20 protein-coding genes are annotated in these 23,058 nt (G+C 70.9%); 14 read left to right on the forward strand and 6 right to left on the reverse strand.

Going from position 1 to position 23,058, the window contains the following annotated elements:
- Positions 1–44 precede the first annotated feature (44 nt).
- Positions 45–1,433 (forward strand): amino acid permease, encoded by a 1,389-nt coding sequence (locus tag AQJ67_RS21350; protein ID WP_062720645.1) that lies wholly within the window; start codon positions 45–47, stop codon positions 1,431–1,433.
- 107 nt (positions 1,434–1,540) lie between these two features.
- Positions 1,541–2,182, forward strand: coding sequence for a superoxide dismutase (locus AQJ67_RS21355; protein WP_062720646.1), 642 nt, complete (start codon positions 1,541–1,543; stop codon positions 2,180–2,182).
- 127 nt (positions 2,183–2,309) lie between these two features.
- Here AQJ67_RS21355 and AQJ67_RS21360 read toward each other — a convergent pair whose 3' ends face one another.
- The 3 genes from AQJ67_RS21360 to AQJ67_RS21370 all read right to left on the reverse strand — a co-directional run bounded on the left by AQJ67_RS21360 (position 2,310) and on the right by AQJ67_RS21370 (position 5,459).
- Positions 2,310–3,089, reverse strand: coding sequence for an SAM-dependent methyltransferase (locus tag AQJ67_RS21360; RefSeq protein WP_062720647.1), 780 nt, complete (start codon positions 3,087–3,089; stop codon positions 2,310–2,312).
- A gap of 12 nt (positions 3,090–3,101) precedes the next feature.
- Positions 3,102–3,731 carry a histidine phosphatase family protein gene (locus AQJ67_RS21365; protein WP_062720648.1) on the reverse strand — a complete coding sequence of 210 codons (630 nt, stop codon included), beginning with the start codon at positions 3,729–3,731 and terminating at the stop codon, positions 3,102–3,104.
- Between the two features lie 258 nt (positions 3,732–3,989).
- On the reverse strand, positions 3,990–5,459 hold the full coding sequence (locus tag AQJ67_RS21370) for an FGGY-family carbohydrate kinase (RefSeq protein ID WP_062720649.1): 1,470 nt from the start codon (positions 5,457–5,459) through the stop codon (positions 3,990–3,992).
- 183 nt (positions 5,460–5,642) lie between these two features.
- Between AQJ67_RS21370 and AQJ67_RS21375 the strand changes: the two genes are divergently transcribed.
- The 10 genes from AQJ67_RS21375 to AQJ67_RS21420 all read left to right on the forward strand — a co-directional run bounded on the left by AQJ67_RS21375 (position 5,643) and on the right by AQJ67_RS21420 (position 15,793).
- The gene (locus tag AQJ67_RS21375; protein WP_062720651.1) at positions 5,643–7,064 is read left to right on the forward strand and encodes an ABC transporter substrate-binding protein; all 1,422 of its coding nucleotides are present in this window, start codon (positions 5,643–5,645) and stop codon (positions 7,062–7,064) included.
- Between the two features lie 4 nt (positions 7,065–7,068).
- Positions 7,069–7,950: a carbohydrate ABC transporter permease gene (locus AQJ67_RS21380; RefSeq protein ID WP_062720653.1), complete on the forward strand. Its 882-nt coding sequence runs from the start codon at positions 7,069–7,071 to the stop codon at positions 7,948–7,950.
- On the forward strand, positions 7,947–8,777 hold the full coding sequence (locus tag AQJ67_RS21385; RefSeq protein WP_062720654.1) for a carbohydrate ABC transporter permease: 831 nt from the start codon (positions 7,947–7,949) through the stop codon (positions 8,775–8,777). Before AQJ67_RS21380 ends, AQJ67_RS21385 begins: the two co-directional genes overlap by 4 nt.
- Positions 8,774–9,862, forward strand: a complete 1,089-nt coding sequence (locus tag AQJ67_RS21390; protein ID WP_062720656.1) for an ABC transporter ATP-binding protein — start codon at positions 8,774–8,776, stop codon at positions 9,860–9,862. The genes AQJ67_RS21385 and AQJ67_RS21390 overlap by 4 nt, the downstream gene beginning before the upstream one ends.
- On the forward strand, positions 9,855–10,667 hold the full coding sequence (locus tag AQJ67_RS21395) for a DeoR/GlpR family DNA-binding transcription regulator (protein ID WP_062720658.1): 813 nt from the start codon (positions 9,855–9,857) through the stop codon (positions 10,665–10,667). The genes AQJ67_RS21390 and AQJ67_RS21395 overlap by 8 nt, the downstream gene beginning before the upstream one ends.
- 20 nt (positions 10,668–10,687) lie before the next feature.
- Positions 10,688–11,770 (forward strand): ABC transporter ATP-binding protein, encoded by a 1,083-nt coding sequence (locus AQJ67_RS21400; protein ID WP_062720660.1) that lies wholly within the window; start codon positions 10,688–10,690, stop codon positions 11,768–11,770.
- A complete protein-coding gene (locus AQJ67_RS21405; protein ID WP_062720662.1) occupies positions 11,767–12,795 on the forward strand; it encodes a 2-hydroxyacid dehydrogenase in 1,029 nt (342 codons plus the stop codon). The genes AQJ67_RS21400 and AQJ67_RS21405 overlap by 4 nt, the downstream gene beginning before the upstream one ends.
- Before the next feature lie 249 nt (positions 12,796–13,044).
- Positions 13,045–14,472 carry an FGGY-family carbohydrate kinase gene (locus tag AQJ67_RS21410; protein WP_062720664.1) on the forward strand — a complete coding sequence of 476 codons (1,428 nt, stop codon included), beginning with the start codon at positions 13,045–13,047 and terminating at the stop codon, positions 14,470–14,472.
- 26 nt (positions 14,473–14,498) lie between these two features.
- Positions 14,499–15,569 (forward strand): glycerophosphodiester phosphodiesterase family protein, encoded by a 1,071-nt coding sequence (locus tag AQJ67_RS21415; RefSeq protein ID WP_062720666.1) that lies wholly within the window; start codon positions 14,499–14,501, stop codon positions 15,567–15,569.
- 17 nt (positions 15,570–15,586) lie between these two features.
- Complete coding sequence (locus AQJ67_RS21420) at positions 15,587–15,793, forward strand: hypothetical protein (RefSeq protein WP_062720668.1); 207 nt, start codon at positions 15,587–15,589, stop codon at positions 15,791–15,793.
- 3 nt (positions 15,794–15,796) lie between these two features.
- On the opposite strand, the gene AQJ67_RS21425 is transcribed toward AQJ67_RS21420, so the two are convergent.
- On the reverse strand, positions 15,797–16,453 hold the full coding sequence (locus AQJ67_RS21425; RefSeq protein ID WP_062720670.1) for a mycothiol-dependent nitroreductase Rv2466c family protein: 657 nt from the start codon (positions 16,451–16,453) through the stop codon (positions 15,797–15,799).
- Between the two features lie 138 nt (positions 16,454–16,591).
- Here AQJ67_RS21425 and pepN point away from each other — a divergent pair, with 138 nt between their 5' ends.
- Together pepN and AQJ67_RS21435 are read left to right on the forward strand one after the other, a co-directional pair.
- A complete protein-coding gene (pepN, locus tag AQJ67_RS21430) occupies positions 16,592–19,183 on the forward strand; it encodes an aminopeptidase N (protein WP_062721045.1) in 2,592 nt (863 codons plus the stop codon).
- Positions 19,184–19,392: 209 nt separating this feature from the next.
- Positions 19,393–20,442, forward strand: coding sequence for a hypothetical protein (locus AQJ67_RS21435; RefSeq protein WP_062720672.1), 1,050 nt, complete (start codon positions 19,393–19,395; stop codon positions 20,440–20,442).
- A gap of 79 nt (positions 20,443–20,521) precedes the next feature.
- Here AQJ67_RS21435 and AQJ67_RS21440 read toward each other — a convergent pair whose 3' ends face one another.
- The gene (locus tag AQJ67_RS21440; protein ID WP_062720674.1) at positions 20,522–21,703 is read right to left on the reverse strand and encodes an LLM class flavin-dependent oxidoreductase; all 1,182 of its coding nucleotides are present in this window, start codon (positions 21,701–21,703) and stop codon (positions 20,522–20,524) included.
- Positions 21,704–21,792: 89 nt separating this feature from the next.
- A complete protein-coding gene (locus tag AQJ67_RS21445) occupies positions 21,793–23,001 on the reverse strand; it encodes a serine hydrolase domain-containing protein (protein WP_208615020.1) in 1,209 nt (402 codons plus the stop codon).
- Between the last annotated feature and the right edge of the window lie 57 nt (positions 23,002–23,058).

Consider the following 23,058-nt stretch of genomic DNA (forward strand, 5'->3'; position numbering starts at 1 on the left):
TGTGGGCGTTTTTTGCCCTCTCACGCATTGGACGAGCCGCGCCCATGCCCCACTCCACCGCTCAGGCGCCCCCGCAGGCGGACGACGTCTCCCTGTCCCACGGCCTCAAGCAGCGTCACCTGTCGATGATCGCCCTCGGCGGCGTCATCGGCGCGGGTCTCTTCGTCGGCTCCGGCGCCGGTATCGCCGCCGCCGGCCCCTCGATCGTCATCGCCTATGTGATCTCCGGTCTCCTCGTGATGCTGGTGATGCGGATGCTCGGCGAGATGTCGGCCGCGTACCCCTCCTCCGGCTCCTTCTCCGCGCACGCCGAGCGGGCGATCGGCCCGTGGGCGGGCTTCACGGCCGGCTGGTCGTTCTGGGTGCTCCTCTGTACGGCCGTCGGCCTGGAGGGCATCGGAGCCGCGAAGATCGTCACGACCTGGCTGCCGCACACGCCCGAGTGGGCCTGGGTGGCCCTGTTCATGGTCGTCTTCTGCGGCGCGAACCTGGCGGCCGTGAAGAACTTCGGCGAGTTCGAGTTCTGGTTCGCGGCACTGAAGGTGGGCGCGATCGGGCTGTTCCTGGTGCTGGGCGGGCTGGCCATCGCGGGCGTCCTGCCGGGCACGGACGCCCCGGGCACCGCGAACCTCACGGGCGCGGGCGGCTTCCTGCCGCACGGCACCGAGGGCCTGATCATCGGCCTGCTGGCCTCCGTCTTCGCCTACGGCGGCATGGAGACGGTCACCATCGCGGCCGCCGAGTCGGAGAACCCGGTCAGCGGCGTGGCGAGCGCGGTCCGCACGGCCATGTGGCGGATCGCCCTCTTCTACATCGGCTCGATGGCGGTCGTCGTCACCCTCGTCCCGTGGGACTCCAAGGAGGTCGTCGAGAAGGGCCCGTACGTCGCCACCCTCGACCACCTCGGCATCCCCGGCGCCGGCCAAGTGATGAACGTGGTGGTCCTGGTCGCCCTGCTGAGCGCCATGAACGCCAACATCTACGGCTCCTCACGGATCGCGTACTCCCTCGTCCAGCGCGGCCAGGGTCCGAAGACGCTGGGCCGGGTGTCGGGCGGCGTGCCGCGCATCGCGGTGCTCGCCTCCTCCGTCTTCGGCTTCGTGTGCGTCGCCCTGTCCTACTGGCGGCCGGACGACGTCTTCCCCTGGCTGCTGAACATGATCGGCGCGGTCATCCTCGTCGTCTGGATCTTCATCGCCGTCTCCCAGCTGCGGCTGCGCGGCCGCCTGGAGCGCGAGGCACCGGAGAAGCTGGTCGTGCGGATGTGGGCGTTCCCCGTGCTCACCTGGGTGGCGCTGGCCGGCATGGCGGCGATCTTCGTCCTCATGGCGCGGGAACCCGACACGCGGGTGCAGCTGTACTCGACGGGCGGGATGACGGTGTTCCTGGCGGTCGCCGGTTACGCGTGGCAGCGGGCGCGCGCCCGGAGCTGACGCCGCCCTCCCGGCGAAAGGGCCCCCATGTGATCCACATGGGGGCCTTTTGCTGTTAGCTTGTTGTTGCAAGCTACTTGCAATAAAAGCTTCTGAGGGGACCCTTCATGCCCGTCTACACACTCCCGGAACTGCCGTACGACTACTCCGCGCTGGCGCCGGTGATCAGCCCCGAGATCATCGAACTGCACCACGACAAGCACCACGCGGCCTACGTCAAGGGCGCCAACGACACGCTGGAGCAGCTGGCGGAGGCGCGGGACAAGGAGCAGTGGGGGTCGATCAACGGTCTGGAGAAGAACCTGGCCTTCCACCTGTCCGGGCACATCCTGCACAGCATCTACTGGCAGAACATGACCGGTTCCGGTGGCGGCGAGCCGCTCGCGGCCGACGGTGTGGGCGACCTGGCGGACGCGATCACCGAGTCGTTCGGGTCGTTCGCGGGCTTCAAGGCGCAGCTGACCAAGGCCGCCGCGACCACGCAGGGCTCCGGCTGGGGCGTGCTGGCGTACGAGCCGCTGAGCGGGCGGCTGATCGTCGAGCAGGTCTACGACCACCAGGGCAACGTCGGCCAGGGCGCCACGCCGATCCTCGTGTTCGACGCCTGGGAGCACGCCTTCTACCTCCAGTACAAGAACCAGAAGGTCGACTTCATCGACGCCATGTGGGCCGTCGTCAACTGGCAGGACGTGGCCCGGCGTTACGAGGCCGCCAAGTCCCGTGCCGACGTCCTGCTGCTCGCGCCGTAACGGCACACCCCCGCGTCCTGCCTCGTGATCGTCTTCTCACCCTCACGAACGGCAGGCGGAATGAAGGAAACCCCCGCGAGGACGTGACTCGCGGGGGTTTCCGCGTACGGGGAGCGCGGGGCGGGCGTCAGGGCTTGCGGCCCAGGGCGCCGTGCTGGCCGATCGGCCGGGGCTCCTCGTCGCCCGGCTCGGGGTGCCACAGCGGGACCGAGACGAGGCCCGGTTCCACCAGGTCCAGGCCGTCGAAGTAGGCGGCGATCTGGTCGACGGGCCGCAGGAAGTACGGGACCGCGCCGGTCTCGTTGTAGGCGTCCTGGGCCTGCTCGTACGCCGGGTCGGTGCCCCGGGAGCCCTCGTTGAGGGAGAGGTAGCTGCCGGAGGGCAGACCGGCCAGCAGACGGCGGACGATGTCGCGGGCCAGGTCGTAGTCGGCGATGTGGCCGAGGATGCCGCTGAGGATCAGAGCCGTGGGCCGGGACAGGTCGAGCGTCCGGGACGCCGCGGAGAGGATCTTCTCCGGCTCGTAGACGCTCAGGTCCTCGTACGCCGTCACACCCTCGGGCGTCGAGGTCAGCAGGGCGCGGGCGTGCGCCAGCACCAGCGGGTCGTTGTCGACGTAGACGATCTTCGACTCGGGGGCGAGGCGCTGGGCCACCTCGTGGGTGTTGTCGACGGTGGGCAGGCCCGTGCCGACGTCGAGGAACTGCCGTACGCCCGCCTCCGTGACCAAGTACCGGATGCTGCGGCCGAGGAAGGCACGGCTGCTGCGGGCGATGGTGACGATGCCGGGGAAGACGGCGGTGTAGGCGTCGCCGGCCGCCTCGTCCACGGGGTAGTTGTCCTTGCCGCCCAGCCAGTAGTTCCAGATGCGGGCCGAGTGCGGTACCGAGGTGTCGATCTCCGTCATGTCCCCATGGTGCTACGCCGGGTCGGGCTCACAGGGCACATTGAGGGAGAGAAGTGACGCGGATCCGTCGGATTTCATGAGGAGTTCGCTGATCGCGGCGTTGCGCAACCGGGGGAACACCCTGCGGTACTCCCCGGGCGGGATGGACAGCAGCGTGCACAGCACCAGGCGGAGGAGGGTGTTGTGGGCGACGACGAGGACGCGCTCGCCGGGGTGGGCGGCGGCGATACGGCGCAGCGCGGCGGCGCCTCGTTCCGCAGCGGCCGACGGGTCCTCCGCGCCCGGGAACGGATGGGCCACCGGGTCGGCCCGGAACGCCTCCGCGGCCCCGGGGTCCTCGGCCTCGAACTCCGCGAGCGTACGGCCCTCCAGCACGCCGAAGTCACATTCGCGCAGGGCGGGTTCGCGGTGCGGGGCGATGCGGAGGGCTCGGCAGGCGGGCTCGGCGGTGATCACGGCGCGGGAGAGGGTGGACGTCCAGACGGCGTCCACCGGGTGCGCGCCGGCCCACCGACCGAGCGCCTCGGCCTGCGCCCGGCCCGTGTCGGTCAGGGCCACGTCGCTGATCCCGGCGTACCGGTTCTCGGCGTGCCAGACGGTCTGCCCGTGGCGGGCGAGGAGGAGGGACGTGGCTGTGGTCATGGGCGGTCCAATGGTGCTCGGGGTGAGGGCTGGGGACGGGGCGTCGCGCAGCCCGGCGCTAGCGGGGTGCTGCCTCTCTGTGGGACGGGCGCCGCCCTAGGCGGCACGACTGCCCGCAGCTTGGCGGGCTGAACAGCCGACGGTGCTGCAACCCCCCAGGGGCGCGGGGAACTGCGCGACCAGCCACAAGCCACCCGCAGCCGCCATCGGACGCGAGGACCCGAGCTCGGGGGCCGCGGGACCGCGGCGGACGTACGTTCATGAGGCCGACGTATCCATGTCCAGGCGGGCCAGCGCATGCGCCGCGACCGAGGGCGGGAGCCAGCCCCGGGTGGTCAGTTCGTCCAGCAGGCGGGCGTACGGCGCGGCGAAGCGGGCCGTGCGGTCGGGGCGGGGTTCGACCGTCGTGCCGATACGGGCCATCCCCTCCGCGGCCGCCGCCAGATCGGGTGCCGCGCCCGTGCCGTATGCCGCCAACGCCGCCATGCCCAGGGCCGGTTCCGTCTGCTGCGGAACCCGGGCCGGGCGGCCCAGGATGTCGGCGCGCAGCTGGTTCCAGTACGGGCTGCGGGCGGCGCCGCCCGTGAAGGTGAGGGGGCCGTCGAGGGGGGCGCCCAGGTGGTGCAGGTAGTCCAGGCAGAGGCGTTCGGTGAAGGCCACGCCCTGGAGCAGTGCCGCCCACAGGTCGGCGTCGGACTCCGGTTCGCCCAGGACGAGGGCGAACGCCTCGGGGGCAAGGAAGGGGAAGCGTTCACCGGGCGACACCAGGGGGTACGTGATCGCGCCCGACGGCTCGTACGCCGCCGCCAGTGCGTCCATGGTCGCCGGGTCGGCCCCCGCGAACGCCGCCGTGAGCACGCCCGCGCCCACACTGGAGGCACCGCCGGGCAGCCAACTCCCGTCCGGGGCACGGTGGTTGTAGACCACGCCGGTCGGGTCCCGGACGGGGCTCGTGGACGCGCCCTTGAGGACCAGCGTGGTGCCGAGCACCGAGTTCCAGGAGCCGGGGCGCAGGGCGGCGGAGGCGATCTGGGCCGCGCAGCCGTCGGTCATCCCGGCGATGACGGGGGTGCCGGCGGGGATGGCGGTGGCGTCGGCGGCGGTCGCGGAGACCTCGCCGAGGCGGGTGCCGGGGCGTACGACGTCGGGGATCGCGGTCTCGGGCAGGCCCAGTCGGGGCAGCATGGCCGGCCAGGCGTCGCGCTCCAGGTCGTAGCCGGTCTTCAGGGCGTGGCTGGAGTCGGCCGGGGGCAGCTCGCCGGTGAGGAGGGAGACGACCAGGTCCGGCTGGTGGGTGATCCGTCCCGGCCCGTACTCCTCGGTCAGCCACAGCGCCTTGGGCAGCGCCCAGGTGTCCTGCACCGCGAGCCCCGCCATCCTCGCCCGCGCCGCGTGGGCCGTCGCCCGCCCGTCGTCGTACATCAGCGCGGGGCTCGTCGGCCGCCCCGCCCCGTCCGTCAGCAGCACCGTCCCGGACGTCCCGCACACCGCGAGCCCGCCGACCCCTGCCTTCGGCCGTCCCCGCAGCGCGGCCCGCGACGCCGTGCACAGCGCGTCCCACCACTCGGCCGGGTCCTGCTCATGCCGCACTCCGTCCCGCCGCCCGCCGAGGGGCGCCGAGCCGCTGCCGAGGACGGTGCCGTCCCCGGTGACCAGCAGGGCCCGGACACTCTGGGTGCCCAGGTCGATCCCGAGCCAGGCGTCGCCCTCGACGTGCTCGTGCACCATCCGGACCTCCCTGTTCTGGGGGCGTTCATCGCGATCCGAGTCGTTAACTTCTCACTCTGCCCTGAGATTTTCCCGTGCGCGAGGGATTGACGCCCAACTTCCGCCGTTCCACCCTCTGTTAACGAGTCGACTCGCCGTGTTAACCGCAACCGGACCGGACCGAACCCCACGTGGAGGTCACGGATGGACACGCACGTGCACGACCGCCGCCGCTTCCTGGCCCTGACCGCCGCGGCCGCCGCGACCCCGCTGCTCGCGGCCTGCGGTGCCGGGTTCGGCGGCGACGACAGCAAGAGCGACGGCTCGGCGGCGGACGACGTCACCGGCTCCTTCGACTGGAAGCGGGAGAAGGGCACGACCGTCAAGGCGCTGCTCAACAAGCACCCGTACACGGACGCCCTGATCGCCGACCTGAAGTCGTTCACCGAGAAGACCGGCATCAAGGTCGAGTACGACGTCTTCCCCGAGGACAACTACTTCGACAAGCTCACCGTCGACCTGTCCAGCGGACGCGCCTCCTACGACGTCTTCATGCTGGGCGCCTACATGGTCTGGCAGTACGGCCCGCCCGGCTGGCTGGAGGACCTCGGCCCCTGGATGCGCAACTCCGCCGCCACCGGCACCGAATGGGACCAGGCCGACTTCTTCCCCAACCTCCTCCAGGCCGACCAGTGGTCCCTGAAGGCGGGCGCGCCGCTCGGCCAGGGCGGCCAGTACGCGCTGCCGTGGGGCTGGGAGACCAACGTCGTCGCCTACAACACGGACGTCTTCAAGAAGCTCGGCCTCAAGCCCGCCGAGACCTTCGACGAGCTGCGCGAGATCTCCGGCGCCATCAAGGAGAAGGCGCCGGGCGCCGGTTTCGACGGCATGTACGGGATCGCCGTACGGGGGTCGAGGAGCTGGGCGACGATCCACCCGGGCTTCATGACGATGTACGCCCGTAACGGGCTGAAGGACTTCACGGTCTCCGGCGGGAAGCTCACACCCGCCATGAACAGTCCCGAGGCCGTCGCGTTCACCGAGGACTGGGCCGGCATGGTCAAGCAGGGCGGGCCGCCGTCCTGGACGTCGTACACCTGGTACCAGTGCTCCAGCGACCTCGGGGCGAAGAAGGCCGGGATGCTCTTCGACGCGGACACGGCGGCCTACTTCCAGGCGGTGAAGGGCGCCAGCCCCGCCTCCGGGAAGATCGCCTTCCACCCCGGGCCGAAGGGACCGGACGGGTCCCTCGCCACCAACATGTGGATCTGGTCGCTCGGCATGAACGCCAAGAGCAAGAAGAAGAGCGCCAGTTGGCTGTTCCTGCAGTGGGCGACCGGCAAGGAGCACCTGCTCAGGAGCGCGATCACGCACAACCACATCGACCCGGTACGGAAGTCGATCGCCGACGCCGCCGCCTACAAGGACAAGATGAGGCATCTGCCCGGCTTCATCGAGACCTTCGAGACGGTCGTCGACCAGACGAAGATCCAGTTCACCCCGCAGGCCCAGTTCTTCGACGCGACCACCAGCTGGGCCTCCGCCCTCCAGGAGATCTACGGCGGCAGCGGCGCCAAGTCGGTCCTCGACGACCTGGCGGGCGACCTCGCCGGCAAGGTGGGCTAGCCCCATGGGATGGCGGCTCGCTCTGCGCCCGTACGTCCTGATCGTCCCCGCACTCCTGCTGACCTGCGGAATCCTGTACCCCTTCGGGCTCGGCCTCTACTACACCCTCTTCGACTTCTCGGCGAGCAAGCCGCAGCCGGACATGGTGCGGTTCGAGAACTACCAGACGGTCTTCACACAGGAGGCGTTCTGGAACTCGGCGTGGGTGACGGTGCTGTACGCGGTCGGGGCAGCCGCCGTCGAGACGGTCCTCGGGGTCACCGTCGCCCTGCTGCTGCACCGGTCGACGATCGTCGGACGGGTGCTGGAGAAGATCCTGATCCTGCCGCTGATGATCGCGCCGGTGATCGCGGCGATCATCTGGAAGCTGATGCTCCAGCCGTCGGTGGGGGTGATCAACTACCTGCTGAGACCCTTCGGCCTCGGCGGAGTCCAGTGGACGGACACCCCGACCGGCGCCCTGCTGTCGTCGATCGCCGTGGACGTCTGGGTCTACACCCCGTTCGTGGCGATCCTCGCCCTCGCCGGCCTGCGGTCGCTGCCCACCTCCCCCTTCGAGGCGGCGGCCGTGGACGGTGCGGGCTGGTGGTACACCTTCCGCCGCCTCACGCTGCCGATGCTGTGGCCGTACGTCCTCGTCGCGGTGATCTTCCGCTTCATGGACTCGCTGAAGGTGTTCGACATCATCTACGCCCTGACGGAGGGCGGCCCGGGCGACTCGACCGTCGTCCTGCAGATCCGGGCGTACCTGGAGGCGATCCGCTTCCAGCGGTACTCGTTCGGCATCAGCTACACGATCGTGCTGTGGGCCGTCGTGTATCTCGCCGCGATGGTGCTGGTCAAGCATCTGGGGAAGATCCAGCGGAAGGCGGCCGAGGCGAAATGACCGTGCAAAAACGCCTGTTGGGGTGGCTGGCGGACGCCGCCCTCATCCTCTACTTCCTGTTCGCGCTCTTCCCGATCGCCTGGATGGTGATCCTCTCCCTGAAGCCGACGAACGAGCTCTTCTCCACCTACTTCTCCTTCTCCCCCACCCTCGACGGCTACCGCACGGTCCTCGGCGACAGCGAGGGCATCCCGTTCGTGCGGTTCTTCGTCAACAGCCTGGTGGTGTCGGTGGGCGCGGTGGTCCTGTCGCTTCTCGTGGGGCTCCCGGCGGCGTACGCCTCGGCGCGCTGGCGGTTCAAGGGCTCGGAGAACCTGATGTTCACGCTGCTGTCGTTCCGGTTCGCGCCCGAACTCACCGTGATCATCCCGCTGTTCGTGCTCTACCAGAAGCTCGGCCTCTTCGACACGTACGTCGGCATGATCTGGGTGCTCCAGCTCGTCACGCTCCCCCTGATCGTGTGGATCATGCGCTCGTACTTCGCCGACCTCACCCCCGAGCTGGAGCAGGCGGCGCTGCTGGACGGCTACACGCGCAAGCAGGCGTTCGTGCGAGTGGCGCTCCCTCTGGTGAAGCCGGGAGTAGCGGCCGTATCCCTCCTCGCCTTCATCTTCGCGTGGAACAACTTCGTCTTCCCGCTCATCCTGACCTCCAACGAGGCCCAGACCGTGACCGTGGGCGCCCTGTCCTTCCTCGGCGGCGACCGCCCCAAGTACAACCTCACGGCCGCCGCCGCGCTCGTCTCCGTCGTACCGCCGCTGCTGCTGGCCCTCACCATCCAGCGGTATCTGGTGCGGGGCCTGTCGTTCGGGGCGGTGAAGTCATGATCCGGCTGTCGGGCATCCGCAAGACCTACGGCAAGGTCACCGCGCTGGACGGCCTGGAACTGGACGTCCGGGAGGGCGAGTTCTTCTGCCTCCTCGGCCCGTCGGGCGCCGGCAAGACAACGACCCTGAAGACCGTCGCCGGCCTGGAGAACCCCGACGCCGGCACGGTCACGCTCGACGGCAGGGACATGCGCGGCGTCGAGCCGTACGACCGGGGCGTCGCGATGTGCTTCGAGAGCTACGCCCTCTACCCGCACAAGTCGGCCTACGACAACCTCGCCTCCCCGCTCCGCTCCCCCCGCCACCGCCTGCCCGCCGACCGGGCCCGGCAGCGGATCGGCGAGATCGCCGAACTCCTCGGCATCTCCGCCCTGTTGGACCGCCCGGTCGGCCGGCTCTCCAACGGCCAACGCCAGCGCGTGGCCCTCGGCCGGGTCCTGGTCCGCCCGGCCCGCGCCTTCCTCCTGGACGAGCCCCTCTCCCACCTGGACGCCAAGCTGCGCCAGCAGATGCGGGCGGAGCTGAAGGCGATCGGGGCCGTCCAGCGCACCACGACCCTCTACGTCACCCATGACTCCGTCGAGGCCCTGGCGCTGGGCGACCGGATCGGGGTCATCCGGGACGGGAGGATCGTGCAGACGGGGACGCGGGAGGAGATCTGGTACCGCCCCTATGACACGGAGGTCGCGCGCGCCTTCGGCCGCCCCCGGATCAACCTGCTGCCGGGGACGGTGACGCCGGACAGCGGCTTCCGCACCGCGGACGGCAAGGTCGAGCTGCCGATCCTCAGCGCCGCCGCCCCCGGCACGGACGTACTGATCGGCGTCCGGCCCCGCGACCTCACCCTCGGCGAGGGCCCGGGGCACCGGCTCACCGGCACGGTCTACGTCACCGAGGTGCTCGGCCGGTCGGTGGAGGTCACCGTCCGCCTCGGCGAGCAGCACGTGTCATTGGTCGCCCCGCGCGGCGAGGTGACCGCCCTGCGTCCCGACGATCCGGTACGTCTGTCGGTCCGGCCTGAGAACCTGCTCCTGTTCGAGGCCGACCGGCCGGAGCGCCCAGGACGAAGGATCGACCATGAATAACGCGCAGGGCCCCGCCGCCCGCCAGGCCGCGATGGCCGAGCGGGTCCTCGCCGACGGCACGGCGACGGCGGCCGAGCTCGCCGAGCACTTCGGCGTGAGCCTGATGACGATCCACCGGGACCTCGACGAGCTCGAACGCCAGGGCATCGTCCGCAAATTCAGAGGCGGGGTGACAGCCCAGCCCTCCGGTGTCTTCGAGTCGAACGTGCAGTACCGCCTGAAGACCATGCGCGCGGAGAAGGCCGCCGTCGCCGACCGCGCCCTGAAACTGATCGAGCCCGGCATGGCGATCCTGCTGGACGACTCCACCTCCACCCTGGAGATAGCGCGCGGACTGCGCCTGGGCGAGATAACGCCGCTCACGGTCGTCACCAACTTCCTGGAGGCGATCAACCTCCTCTCCGACCAGCGCGGCATCCACCTGATGGCCCTCGGCGGCGACTACGACCCGCTGCACTCCTCCTTCCTCGGCGTGTCCTGCGTCGAGGCGATCGAGCAGCTGCGCGTGGACGTCTGCTTCACCTCCACCTCGGCCGTGCGCGGGGGCTACGCCTACCACCAGGAACAGCACATCGTGTCGGTGAAGCGGGCCATGCTCGACGCCGCCGCCCGCAACATCCTCCTCATCGACCACACCAAGCTCGCCAGGGCCGCCCTGCACCGGGTGGTCCCCCTCTCCCGCTTCGACCTGCTCCTCGTGGACGACGGGGCGTCGGCGGAGGCGCTGCGGGACCTGGACGAGCACAAGGTCACCTACGAGGTCTGCGCCAGGCCAGGTCCTGGGGCCCCGACCATGACGACGTGACGACGTGACGAAGGGCAGCGATGACCGAGCTGGAGCTACGTGATCTGCGCAAGACCTACCGTGCGCGGGGCCGCCCCTCGGTGGACGCCGTACGCGGCATCGACCTGACCCTCCACTCCGGCGAGCTGCTCGGTCTGCTCGGCCCGTCGGGCTGCGGGAAGTCGACGACCCTGCGGATGATCGCCGGGCTGGAGACGGTGACCGGCGGCGACATCCTGGTCGGCGGCACCTCGGTCATCTCCCGCCCGGCCCAGCAGCGCAACATCGGGGTCGCCTTCGAGAACTACGCCCTCTACCCGCCCCTCACGGTCGCGGAGAACCTGGCCTTCGGCCTGAAGGCCCGCAAGAAAGCGGCCCGGGGAGACGTGGCCCGCAAGGTCAAGGACATCGCCGACCGCGTGGACCTGACCCCCCTCCTCGACGCCCACCCCGCCGGCCTCTCCAGCGGCCAGAAGCAACGCGTCTCCCTCGCCCGGGCCCTGATCCGCGAACCGGACGTCCTCCTCCTCGACGAACCCCTCTCCCATCTGGACGCGGCCCAGCGCGACACGACCCGCCGCGAACTCAAGCGCATCCAGCGCGACCTGGGCCACACCACCATCCTCGTCACCCACGACCAGGAGGAGGCCCTGTCCCTCGCCGACCGGATCGCCGTGATGAAGGACGGCGTCATCCAGCAGCTCGGCACCCCGTACGAGATCTACGACAGCCCCGCCAACGTCTTCGTGGCGGACTTCGTCGGGGAGCCGGCGATCAACCTCCTGCCGGGCGTGGCGACGGACGACGGCCACGCCCGCCTCTCCGGCACGGCACGGATCGCGCTGCCGGTGCCGGTGGCGGCGGGCCGCGAGGTGGTGGTCGGGATCCGCCCCGAGGACCTCACCCTCACCGGCGAGGACGGCGGCCTCACCGCCCGCGTCATCGCCCACGAGCCCCTCCTGGAGTCGGGCATCGCGACCCTCGCCCTCGACGGCGTCGACAAGCCCCTCGTCGTCCTCACCGTCCCCGAGATCCGCCTCGCCCACGACGACCTCGTCCAGGTCACCGCCGACCCTCACCTCACCCATGTCTTCGACGCCGAGACAGGAGACTCCCTTCGATGACCAACGGGACCAGCGTGCGCGTGGTGGCCGCCGGCGACCACTTCATCCTGCCGTCGCTGATCAAGGCCGCCATCGACGACGAACTAACTTGCTCCACCCATGAGTTGACCCTCGGCTGGCCACTGGACCCCTTCGGCCCGGTGGCCGAGGTGACGGAGGCGAGCGACGCCGAGGACGAACTGATCGAAGCACTCGCCGGCGCCCAGGTGCTGGTCACCCAGATGGGCCCGGTGACGGAACGCGTCCTCGAAGCCTGCCCGGACCTCAAGCTGGTCGTGGTCTGCCGGGGCGGCCCCGTGAACGTCAACCTCGACGCGGCCAAGCGGCACGACGTCCGGGTCTGCTACGCCCCCGGCCGCAACGCCGCCGCCACCGCCGAGTTCACCCTCGGCCTGATGCTGGCGGCCCTGCGCCGCATCCCCCAGGCCCACGACTTCCTCGCACGGCAGGGCAGTTGGGAGGGCGCGACCTACTACACCTACGAGCACGCCGGACTGGAGCTGGAGGACCTGCCGGTCGGCCTGGTCGGCTACGGAGCCGTCGGCAGCAGGGTCGCCCGCGTGCTCTGCGCCTTCGGAGCACGGGTGATGGTCTTCGACCCGTACGTCCACGGCGAGATCCACGGCCTGCGGGTGGCATCCCTCGACGAACTCCTTGAGATGTCCCACGTCATCACCTTGCACGCCCGCCTCACCGCCGAGACCCGCGGCCTGATCGGCGCCCGTGAGCTCGCCCTGCTGCCGCGGGGCGCGGTGGTCGTGAACGCGGCACGGGGGCCCTTGCTGGACGAGGACGCGCTGTGCGACGCCCTGGCGAGCGGCCACCTGTCGGCAGCGGCCCTGGACACCTACGTACAGGAGCCCCTCCCCCCGACCTCCCCCCTCCACGCCCTCGCCGACCGGGTCGTCCTCACCCCCCACCTGGGCGGAGCATCCCGCGCCGTGGCGGAAAAGGCAGCCCGCATCGCCGCCGCCGAGGTGGCCCGCTGGGCCCGCGGAGAACCCCTCGCCCACTGCCTGACCTGACCGCAGCGCCCAGCCAAGACCCCGGGCAAGAGCCCACCAACCGCCACCGGGCCGACGACACCGGCCGCGAAGAGAGCCGCAGGGGCGCGTCGGTGTCGAGAGACCGAACGCGCGGAGGCCCGAAGGGTCGAGCACGATCGGTCTCTCGACACCGACATGTGGCGCCCCGAAGGCGAACGAAGCAAGAAATTCAGCACGCCAACCCCAAAAAGCACAACACAGCCGACCGAGCCGAAAAGGCGGGTGGAAATGTACGTCGGTATCGATGTAGGCACGTCCACGGTAAAGGCCGCCGCGTTCGACGCCGAAGGCCGTGAACTGGCCGTCGCCGCCCGCCCCGTGACCCTCGCCCTGCACGGCGGGACAGTCGAGCAGGACATGGACGAGGTGTACGGCGCGGTCGTCGCCGTCCTCCGCGAGGTCACCGAACGCGCCCCCGGACCGGTCGAGCTGGCCGGGCTCACGGGGCAGGGCGACGGAGTGTGGCTGGTCGACGCGGACGGCCGCCCGGTACGGCCCGCCGCCTCCTGGATGGACGGCCGCGCACACGAACTGGTCGACCGCTGGCTGGCGGACGGCACGTTCGAGACGGTGTTCCGACGCACCGGAAGCGCGATGTTCCCGGGCTGCCCGGGCCCGCTGCTGGCGTGGCTGGACAGTTACGAGCCGAAGGCGCTGGACGAGGCGTCGGCAGCCGTCTACTGCAAGGACATGGTGTTCCAACGGCTGACGGGCCGCCCCCACGCCACCACGGACGTCTCGGACGCGTCGATGCCGTTCCTGGACCCCCGCACCCGCGCCTACGACAACCGTGTCGTGGAACTCCTCGGCCTGACGCACCGCCGAGGACTCCTCGCCCCGGTCTCGGACCCGGTCGCGACGGCCAGGACACAGGCCGCCGGCCTCCCGCCCGGGACCCGCATCGCGAACGGCCCGTACGACCTCCCGGCCTGTGCGCTCGGCGCGGGCGTGACGTCACCCGGCGACGGGCTCCTCATCGTCGGCACCTGTCTGGCCAGCCTCGTCGCGACCACCGACCTCGATCTGACCGGCGAACCGGCCGGCCTGTACATCAACACGGACCGCCCCGGGCACTGGCTGCGCGCGATGCCCGCGATGGTGGGGACGGCGGCGCTGGACTGGGTGCTGTCGACGACGGGCGTCCGGCACGATCAGGTGGACGAGCTGCTGGCGGAGACCCCGCCGGGGGCGCACGGCGTCGGCGTGCTCCCGTACTTCGCGCCCTCGGGCGAGCGCGCCCCCTTCGTCGAACCCCGTCTGCGTGCCGAACTCACCGGTGTCTCCCTGGAGTCCACGAAGGCCGATCTGATCCGTGCCACCTGCGAGGGCATCGGTTTCGCGGCCCGGCACTGTCTGGAGGCGGCGGGGCTGACCGGTTCGCTCGCGGTGTGCGGCGGTGGCACCCGCAGCCCGGCCTGGATGCGGCTGCTGGCCGACGTCCTCGGGCGGCCGCTCAGGGTCGTCGAGGGCGAAGTGGGCGCGCGTGGCGCGGTGCTCGCGGCGGCCGAGCGGTACGGGGTGGCGCTGGACGCGGCGGCCTGGACGGAGCCGACGGCGGTCGTGGAGCCGGACGCGGCCCGGGCGGCGTACTACGCGGACGCCTACGACGACCATCTGGCCCGGCTGGCCCAGGCGCGCCGTCGGGCTCGCTCGTGAACGACCGGACGACACAAGGGAGTCACATGAGACGCCGTTCCCTCCTGCTGGCGGCCGCGGCCACCGCAGGCACCGCGACCACGGCCACCCCGACCCGCGCGGCCGAGCAGTCGGCCTCGCAAGCGTCCCCGCCCGACCGCCCCCCACTGGTCATCGGCCATCGCGGCGCCGCCGGCTGGCGCCCCGAACACACGGCGGCCTCCTACACGTACGCGGTGCGGACCGGAGCGGACTGGATCGAGCCGGACCTCGTCCCGACGAAGGACCATGTCCTCGTCGTCCGGCACGAGAACGAGATCTCGCAGACGACGGACGTGGCCGCGCACCCGGAGTTCGCGGGCCGCCGTACGACGAAGACGGTGGACGGACGGCCGGTGACCGGCTGGTTCACCGAGGACTTCACGCTGGCGGAGCTGAAGACGTTGCGGGCGGTGGAGCGGCTGCCGTCGGTCCGTAACCGCAACACCGTGTTCGACGGCCGTGGGGAGGTGCTGACCTTCCAGGAGGTGGTCGACCTGGCGCGCGGGCTCTCCAGGGCGCACGGCCGGACGATCGCCGTGTTCCCGGAGACCAAGCACCCGACGTACTTCCGCTCGATCGGCCTGCCGCTGGAGCCGGAGCTAGCGCACGCGATCCGCCGTAACCGCCTGGGCCGGCGTGAGTGTGTCGTGCAGTCCTTCGAGCCGACGAGTCTGCGGCGGGTCGCGGCGGAGCGGCTGGGGGTGCCCCTGTGGCAGGCGCTGGGGACGACGGGTGGGCCGTACGACCTGGTCTCGGCCGGTGATCCGACGACGTACCGGGACATGATGACCCCGGCGGGGCTGGCGCGGATCGCGGCGTACGCGGACTGGATCGGGCCGGACAAGTCGTCGCTGGTCGGCACGCCGGTCCTGGCGGACGCGCATGCGGCGGGACTGCGGGTGGGGGCGTACACCTTCCGGGCGGAGAACCAGTTTCTGGCGGCGGAGTTCCGGCGCGGGAGCGGAGCGAACGATTTCGGGGACGCGTTCGCGGAGTACGCGCTGTACTACGGGATGGGGGTCGACGCGGTGGTGAGCGACTTCCCGGATCTGGCGGTGATGGCGAGGAAGGGCTGACCCGTAGGAGGGCATCCATGGTGACCAAGCACTGCAGGAACTGCGGAGGCACGCTTCAGGAGTTCCGCGAGCTCGCCGAGGACGAGCAGGCGTACGTCAAGGCGCACAAGCCCAGGCACACCCGCCTGGGCTCGTACTACCGCTGCGCCCGCGAGGGCTGCCGGCGCTACCAGCGGCTGGGGGACCACAACGACGGCGCGTCGTTCCCCGAACCGGAAAAGTGACCTTTACAGGTTGCTGAAGTCCGGCCCCTTCGTCCGGGTCCGCTTGATCTCGTAGAAGCCCGGCACGGAGGCCACGGCGAGGGTGCCGTCCCACAGCTTCGCGGCGTCCTCGCCCAGGGGGGTCGGGGTGACGACGGGGCCGAAGAAGGCGATCTGCTCGCCGTCGGCGCCGGGGACGGCGATGACCGGGGTGCCGACCTCCTGGCCGACCTTGTCGATGCCCTCCTTGTGGGAGGCGCGCAGCTCGGCGTCGAACTCGAAGTCCTTCTGATCGAAGTACTCGATCAGGTCGGCGGGCAGGCCGACATCCGCCAGGGCGCCTTCGACGGCCTCGCGGGTCGGCCCCTGGCCCTCGTTGTGGATGCGGGTGCCGAGTGCGGTGTACAGCGGGCCGAGGATGTCGGAGCCGTGCTTCTGCCAGGCCGCGGTGACCACCCGGATCGGCTGCCAGGCCTTGGTCTCCAGCAGCTCGCGGTACTGCTCGGGCAGCTCGTCGATCTTCGGCTCGTTGAGGACGGCCAGGCTCATGATGTGCCAGCGCACCTCGATGTCCCGGACCTTCTCCACCTCCAGGACCCAGCGGGAGGTCATCCAGGCCCAGGGGCAGAGCGGGTCGAACCAGAAGTCGACGGGCGTCTTCGCAGAGCTGGTCTCGGACATGGGTCTCCTCATGAAGGTGTTCGATTCCTCACGACAACGTCGTCCCCGCCCCGCTCATTCCCTACTGCCGCCCGTCAGGGGCACATGGCAGGATCAGTGCTGTCCACATACCGAACATCCCCCGAGGGAGTGCCGTCCGTGCCCGGTGAGAATCTGTCCCGCGACGAGGCCCGGGAGCGGGCCGCCCTGCTGTCCGTCGACGGGTACGACGTGTCCCTCGACGTGCGTTCCGCCCTCGGTGACGGACCCTCGCAGGAGGGGGCGCCGCGTACCTTCCGCTCGGTGACCACGATCCGCTTCCGCTGTGCCGAGCCCGGCGCCACGAGCTTCGCGGACCTGATCGCGCCGAGCGTGACGGCCGTCTCTCTCAACGGCCGGGACCTGGACCCGAGCGAGGTCTTCGACGGTTCGCGGATCGTCCTTGAGGACCTGGCCGCCGACAACGAGCTCGTCGTGGACGCCCAGTGCGCCTACTCGCGCACGGGTGAGGGCCTGCACCGCTTCGTCGACCCGGAGGACGGCGAGGTGTACCTGTACACGCAGTACGAGCCGGCCGACTCCCGCCGGGTCTTCGCGAACTTCGAGCAGCCGGACCTCAAGGCGCCGTTCCGCTTGGAGGTGCGGGCGCCGCGGGAGTGGACGGTGTGGAGCAACGGGGCGGGTCAACTCGCCGACGGGGTGTGGCGGTTCGCGGAGACGAAGCCGATCTCGACGTACATCACCTGTGTCGTGGCGGGCCCGTACCACTACGTCACGGACTCCTACTCGCGCACGTTCGACGACGGCACGACGCTGGAGATCCCGCTCGGCGCGATGTGCCGCAAGGGGCTCGCGCCGTACTTCGACGCCGACGACGTCTTCCTGGTGACGAAGCAGGGCCTGGACTTCTTCCACGACCACTTCGACTACCCGTACCCGTTCGGGAAGTACGACCAGGCGTTCGTGCCGGAGTACAACCTCGGCGCGATGGAGAACCCGGGGCTGGTGACGTTCCGGGAGGAGTTCATCTTCCGCGGGAAGGTGACGCGGGCGTCGTACGAGGGCCGGGCCAACGTCGTCCTGCACGAGATGGCGCACATGTGGTTCGGCGACCTGGTCACCATGGTGTGGTGGGACGACCTGTGGCTGAAGGAGTCCTTCGCGGACTTCATGGGCACCTTCGCGAACGTCGGCGCGACCCGCTTCAAGGACGCCTGGATCACCTTCGCCAACCGGCGCAAGGCGTGGGCGTACCGCGCCGACCAGCTGCCCTCCACGCACCCGATCACGGCGGACATCCGTGACCTGCAGGACGCGAAGCTCAACTTCGACGGCATCACCTACGCCAAGGGCGCTTCCGTGCTGAAGCAGCTGGTGGCGTACGTCGGCCAGGACGCGTTCCTGGAGGGTGCGCGGCGCTACTTCAAGCGGCACGCGTACGGCAACACGCGGCTCGGGGATCTGCTGTCGGTGCTGGAGGAGACCAGTGGCCGGGACATGGGCGCGTGGTCGCGGTCCTGGCTGCAGACGGCGGGCGTGAACGCGCTGACCCCGCAGGTGCTGCTGGATGCCGAGGGCCGGATCGACGAGTTGGCGGTGGTGCAGGAGGCCGCTGAGTCCCACCCGGAGCTGCGTCCGCACCGGGTCGCGGTGGGCCTGTACCGCAGGACGCAGGCCGGAGCGCTGGAGCGGTTCGCGCAGGCCGAGGTGGACGTCGAGGGTCCGCGCACGGTCGTGGCGGAGCTGGCGGGCGCTGCGGCCCCGGAGCTGGTGCTCGTCAACGACGACGACCTGACGTACTGCAAGACGCGTTTCGACGAGACGTCGCTGGCGACGCTGCGGGCCGGTCTCGGCGACATGACCGATCCGCTGGCCCGGGCGCTGTGCTGGTCGGCGCTGTGGAACATGACGCGGGACGCGCTGCTGCCGGCCCGGGAGTTCGTGGAGCTGGTGCTGCGGTTCGCGGGGCGCGAGTCCGACATCGGTGTGCTGCAGATGCTGCACGCGTGGGCGGACTCCTCGCTGGTGCACTACGCGGCGCCGGCGTGGCGGCCGACCGGCGAGCGGCTGGTGGCCGAGGGCGCGCTGCGGGAGCTGCGGGCGGCCGAGGCGGGCAGCGAGCAGCAGCTGGCGTGGGCGCGGTTCCTCGCGTCGGTGGCGTCGGGGTCGGAGGACCTGGGGCTGCTGCGGGGGCTGCTGGAGGGCACGGAGAAGATCGAGGGGCTGGACGTCGACCAGGAGCTGCGCTGGACGTTCCTGGAGCCGCTGGCCGCGCACGGGGTCGCGGACGAGTCGGCATTGGCGGCCGAACTGGCCCGGGACGACACGGCGTCCGGCAAGCGCCACCAGGTCCGCTGTCTCGCCGCCCGGCCCTCGGAGGCGGTGAAGGCGCAGGCGTGGGCGCAGGTCGTCGAGTCGGACGCGCTGTCCAACGCCCTGGTCGAGGCGACCATCTCCGGCTTCACGCAGCCGTCGCAGCGGGAGCTGCTCGCGCCGTACGCCGAGAAGTACTTCGCGGTGATCGAGCGGGTGTGGTCCGAGCGGTCGATCCAGATCGGCATGGACGTGGTCCGGGGTCTGTTCCCGGGGCTCCAGCAGTCGCAGGCCACGCTGGACGCGACGGACGCCTGGCTCGCGGCCCACGCGGACGCGGCGCCGGCGCTGCGGCGGCTGGTGCTGGAGGCGCGGGACGATCTGGCACGGGGGCTGCGGGGGCAGGAGTGCGACGCGTCGGCCGCGTCAACCGCATAAGACCTTTGGCCAACGATCACGGCCCTCCGTGACCGTTACGGAATTCAGGCAATAGCAGCCGTAACCCCTGGTCCAACCCGAACGGACCAGGGGTTTTCCGTGCCTACTCGGCATCCGAACATCCGTCCTTTAGTGCCAGGTTGTCCGTATTTGTCGACGGGCGTGTAACAGCGGTTAAAGGGCCGGCCGGACGCGGGAACCTCCGGGTCATGAACCACAACACCCCGCTCCCCCCGCTCTCCCCCCGCCCCCTCCGCCACCTCTCCGAGGTGCACCGCCGTGTCATGACGGCCGCGCAGCTGAAGTCGCACGGCGTGGCGACCGCCGAGATGAACGAGCAGTGCCGCCCCGGCGGCCCCTGGCAGCAACTCCTCCCCGGCGTCCTGCTGCTCCACCCCGGCCCGGCGACCAGCGAGGAGCGCCTGCACGCGGTGCTGATGTACGCGGCGCGGGAACGGTCGCCCGGGGTGCCGTCCCAGCCGAACCCCGGCGAGGACCACGCCGCCCCCGCCTACCCCGACGCGGTGATCACGGGTCTCGCGGCGCTGACCCTGCACGGCTTCTCCGCGACGCCGCCGCTGACCGCCCTGGACACGATCGACGTCCTGGTCCCCCGCATGCGACGCCTGCGCTCGACGGGCTGCGCCCGCATCTTGCGCACCGCCGCGCTCCCCGCCCCCCAGCAGGTCACGGGCCTCCCCGTCGCCCCGGTTCCCCGCGCCCTCGCCGACGCGGTCGCCGAACTGACGGACGCGGGCGCCGTACGCCGCCTGCTGACCGAGGCCGTACGCGCCGGCCACTGCGAACCGGCCGCGGTGGTACGGGAGTTGACCCAGGCCAAGCTGCTGTCGCGCCCGCACGTGGTGGACGCGGTGGACTCCCTGCTCGCCGAGGGCCGGGCCATCGCGGAGGACCGCCTGTACGAGATGGTCCACGTCCACGGCCTGCCCGACCCCGTCTGGAACGTCGACCTGCGCCTGCCCGGCGGTCCCCACCTCGGCGGCCTGGACGCCTACTGGCCGGAGCAGGCGGTGGCCGTGGAGCTGGACACCCGGGCGCCCCGCCAGGACGAGGACGCGCTGTGGTCCGAGTACGCCCGCAAGCGCGAGCACCTGGAGCGCCTGGGCATCACGGTCGTGTACATCACCCCGAAGAAGCTCCGGGACGCGATGGAGCAGCAGGCGGCGGTGGTCCGTACGGCGCTGATGGCCGCGGCGGACCGTGATCCGGCCGCGTATGTCGTGGTGCTGCCGCGGTAGTGACGGACCGGGAGGCAGCATCAGGAGGGGAGAGGAGGGGCCGCCGGGCCGGAACGCCGGGCGGCCCCTCCTCGTGCCGTCACACGGCCGACTGGTCGAACTCGGGTATCAGCTCCCCCACCAGCCGGATGCTCCGCAGCACGCTCTCATGGGGCAGCGCCCCCACCTGCTGGAAGCACATCAGCCGGTCGATGCCCAGGTCGGCGTAACCGCGCAGCTTCTTGCGGACGGTCTCGGGGCTGCCGACGATCAGGGAGTCCTGTTCGGCGAGGGCGTTGTAGACCTCGTCGTCGGGAACCTGCTCGCCCTGCAGGATGCGCCCGATGACGAGCGCGGCGGCGCTGGGCCCGGCAGCCCCTGCCGCTTCCGCGCGCAGGAACTCGCCGGCGAGACCGCCGCCGGACGGGTCCGCCATGAGCGCCTTCTCCCGCTCCATGTTCTCCATGAAGGCGTCGGCCGCCTCGAAGAAGGTGAGCGCGCGGGCCGTGTACCAGGCAGCGGCGGCCGCCGCGCCGCCCCGCATGGCCTCCTCGTCGGTGTCGGCACAGTGCACGAAGGTGAAGAAGGCGACCTGGTTGTTGACTGCCGCACCGACGGGCTCACGGCACTCCGCGGCGGCGGCCCGGTAGAGCTCGACCAGCCTGGCCACCCGGTCCAGCGGCTCCCACAAGGTCGTCCCCAGCACCCCGACCCCGCGCCGCCCCGCCTCCTCGAACGACGCCGGGCTCGACGCCGCCTGCCACAGCGGCGGATGGGGTAGCTGACGGGGCGCCGGTACGACGGGCACTCCGCCGCTGACCGACGTGTCCCCGGTCCACATCTTCGGCACGGCCTCGAAGGCGTCCTTCGTCCGCTCCCGCACGGTTGCCGGGTCGGCGCCGAACAGCCGCCACTCGGGCGGCGTGGACCGGGTGAGCCCTATCTCGGCCCGCCCGCCGCTCAACTGGTCGAGCATCGCGGCACGTTCGGCGATCCGGATGGGGTGGTTGATCTCGCGCGGCGCGAGCACGGCGGCGTGCCCGAGCCGGATCCGCGAGGTCCGCTGCGAGAGCGCGGCCAGCAGCAGTTCCGGCGCGGAGGAGAGGCTGAACTCCTCCGCACCGTGGTGCTCCACCTGCCACCAGCAGCCGTAGCCCAGCTCGTCGGCGAGTACCGCCTGCTCGATCGCCTGCTGGATACGGCGGTGCTGGTGGTCGTTGTCGTTGACGCCGTCGGGCCAGGGGCGGGGGTTCTGGATCTCGCTGAAGATGTCGAGTTTCATCGCTGGGGGGCGGCCTTTCACATTCGGAGTACTGAATTCCGAATATACGACTTCAGGCTGACAAACGGGCACGAACCGCTGTGCCGACGTCAGCCGATACGGGACGGCGCGAACCTGACGCCCGGTTCGCCGCGAAGCTTCGTGGCCTGCTCCTTCCCGCAGAACTCCGCCTCGATCAGCGCCCCCGTCGACCCGGACCAGTCACCGTTGTAGTTGAGGGCAAGGGAGTGGCGGCCGTCCTTGGTCGTGACCGCCTCGGACAGGGAGCCGTGGATGCCGCCGCCGTGGCCCCAGACGGTGACGCCGCAGCTCAGCTCGGTCTTCATCAGGCCGAGTCCGTAGCCGGTGGCCTCGTTGACGGGCACGGTCGTGGTCATCTCGGCCAACTGCTCGCGCGGGAGGAGCCTGCCGCGCAGGAGGGCCGTGTAGAAGCGGCCCAGGTCGGTCGAGTTGGAGATCATCTCGCCGGCCGCGTAGGCGATGGACGGGTTGAGGTTCGTGACGTCGTACGTGGGTCCGGTGGTCGTCAGGGCCAGCTTGGAGTAGGCCCGGCTGCTGGGCCCCGGGACCGTCACGCGGGTGCCCGGGACGGACGTGGCGGTCAGGTGCAGCGGCTTGATGACGCGTTCGCGGATCGCGTCGCCGTAGGGGCGGCCCGTGACCTCCTCGATCACCATTCCGGCGAGCACGAAGTTGGTGTTGGAGTACCTCCAGGACGTGCCCGGCTCGAAGTCCGGCTCGTGGGTCATGGCGAGCGCGACGAGTTCCTCGGGCTTCTTGGTGTCGTAACGGTGCTTGAAGAAGCCGTCCTTGAGGAAGTACGTGCGGCCGAAGTCCTGGTCCGCCGTGTAGTTGAAGATGCCGCTGGTGTGGTTGAGGAGCTGGCGCAGGGTGATCCGGCCGCCGTCGTGCCCGTTGCCCCGGACCAGGCCCGGCAGCCACTTCTCCACCGTGTCGTCCAGCGACAGCCTGCCCTGCGCCTCCAACTGCAGCAGCACCGTGGCGACGAAGGTCTTGGTGATGCTGCCGACCCGGTAGCGGTCCTCGGCCGAACGCGGCTTCCGTGTCTCCAGGTTGCCGACACCCGCCGTCGCGGACCAGGTCCCGTGGCCGTCCTTCGCCGTGGCCGTCACACCGGGCACACCGGCATCGACCGCGGCCTCCATGGCCTCCCGGGTGGCATCGTGGTGGCCGGCTCCGGCGGGCGTCGCCGCCAGGGCGGGGGCCGCTAGGGCCATCGGCAGCGCCACCGCCGTCGCGGCCACGAGGGCGGTGCGGATCGTCGTACATACGCTCATGTCTCTCCCCCTGTTGTTCCGAGCTGCGTTCCGAGCTCGATGGTCGGGGGGAGAGAC

Source organism: Streptomyces caeruleatus, from assembly GCF_001514235.1.
GTDB classification, from domain to species: Bacteria; Actinomycetota; Actinomycetes; order Streptomycetales; family Streptomycetaceae; genus Streptomyces; species Streptomyces caeruleatus.

What these genes read in the sequence shown, in the direction of transcription:
- AQJ67_RS21420 (WP_062720668.1), top strand. Translation starts at nt 15,587, where the DNA reads ATGGTGACCAAGCACTGCAGGAACTGCGGAGGCACGCTTCAGGAGTTC.
- AQJ67_RS21425 (WP_062720670.1), bottom strand. Translation starts at nt 16,453, where the DNA reads ATGTCCGAGACCAGCTCTGCGAAGACGCCCGTCGACTTCTGGTTCGAC.
- AQJ67_RS21390 (WP_062720656.1), top strand. Translation starts at nt 8,774, where the DNA reads ATGATCCGGCTGTCGGGCATCCGCAAGACCTACGGCAAGGTCACCGCG.
- AQJ67_RS21380 (WP_062720653.1), top strand. Translation starts at nt 7,069, where the DNA reads ATGGGATGGCGGCTCGCTCTGCGCCCGTACGTCCTGATCGTCCCCGCA.
- AQJ67_RS21400 (WP_062720660.1), top strand. Translation starts at nt 10,688, where the DNA reads ATGACCGAGCTGGAGCTACGTGATCTGCGCAAGACCTACCGTGCGCGG.
- AQJ67_RS21415 (WP_062720666.1), top strand. Translation starts at nt 14,499, where the DNA reads ATGAGACGCCGTTCCCTCCTGCTGGCGGCCGCGGCCACCGCAGGCACC.
- AQJ67_RS21365 (WP_062720648.1), bottom strand. Translation starts at nt 3,731, where the DNA reads ATGACCACAGCCACGTCCCTCCTCCTCGCCCGCCACGGGCAGACCGTC.
- AQJ67_RS21360 (WP_062720647.1), bottom strand. Translation starts at nt 3,089, where the DNA reads ATGACGGAGATCGACACCTCGGTACCGCACTCGGCCCGCATCTGGAAC.
- AQJ67_RS21435 (WP_062720672.1), top strand. Translation starts at nt 19,393, where the DNA reads ATGAACCACAACACCCCGCTCCCCCCGCTCTCCCCCCGCCCCCTCCGC.
- AQJ67_RS21385 (WP_062720654.1), top strand. Translation starts at nt 7,947, where the DNA reads ATGACCGTGCAAAAACGCCTGTTGGGGTGGCTGGCGGACGCCGCCCTC.
- AQJ67_RS21375 (WP_062720651.1), top strand. Translation starts at nt 5,643, where the DNA reads ATGGACACGCACGTGCACGACCGCCGCCGCTTCCTGGCCCTGACCGCC.
- AQJ67_RS21350 (WP_062720645.1), top strand. Translation starts at nt 45, where the DNA reads ATGCCCCACTCCACCGCTCAGGCGCCCCCGCAGGCGGACGACGTCTCC.
- AQJ67_RS21410 (WP_062720664.1), top strand. Translation starts at nt 13,045, where the DNA reads ATGTACGTCGGTATCGATGTAGGCACGTCCACGGTAAAGGCCGCCGCG.
- AQJ67_RS21355 (WP_062720646.1), top strand. Translation starts at nt 1,541, where the DNA reads ATGCCCGTCTACACACTCCCGGAACTGCCGTACGACTACTCCGCGCTG.
- AQJ67_RS21445 (WP_208615020.1), bottom strand. Translation starts at nt 23,001, where the DNA reads ATGAGCGTATGTACGACGATCCGCACCGCCCTCGTGGCCGCGACGGCG.
- AQJ67_RS21440 (WP_062720674.1), bottom strand. Translation starts at nt 21,703, where the DNA reads ATGAAACTCGACATCTTCAGCGAGATCCAGAACCCCCGCCCCTGGCCC.
- AQJ67_RS21405 (WP_062720662.1), top strand. Translation starts at nt 11,767, where the DNA reads ATGACCAACGGGACCAGCGTGCGCGTGGTGGCCGCCGGCGACCACTTC.
- AQJ67_RS21370 (WP_062720649.1), bottom strand. Translation starts at nt 5,459, where the DNA reads ATGGTGCACGAGCACGTCGAGGGCGACGCCTGGCTCGGGATCGACCTG.
- AQJ67_RS21395 (WP_062720658.1), top strand. Translation starts at nt 9,855, where the DNA reads ATGAATAACGCGCAGGGCCCCGCCGCCCGCCAGGCCGCGATGGCCGAG.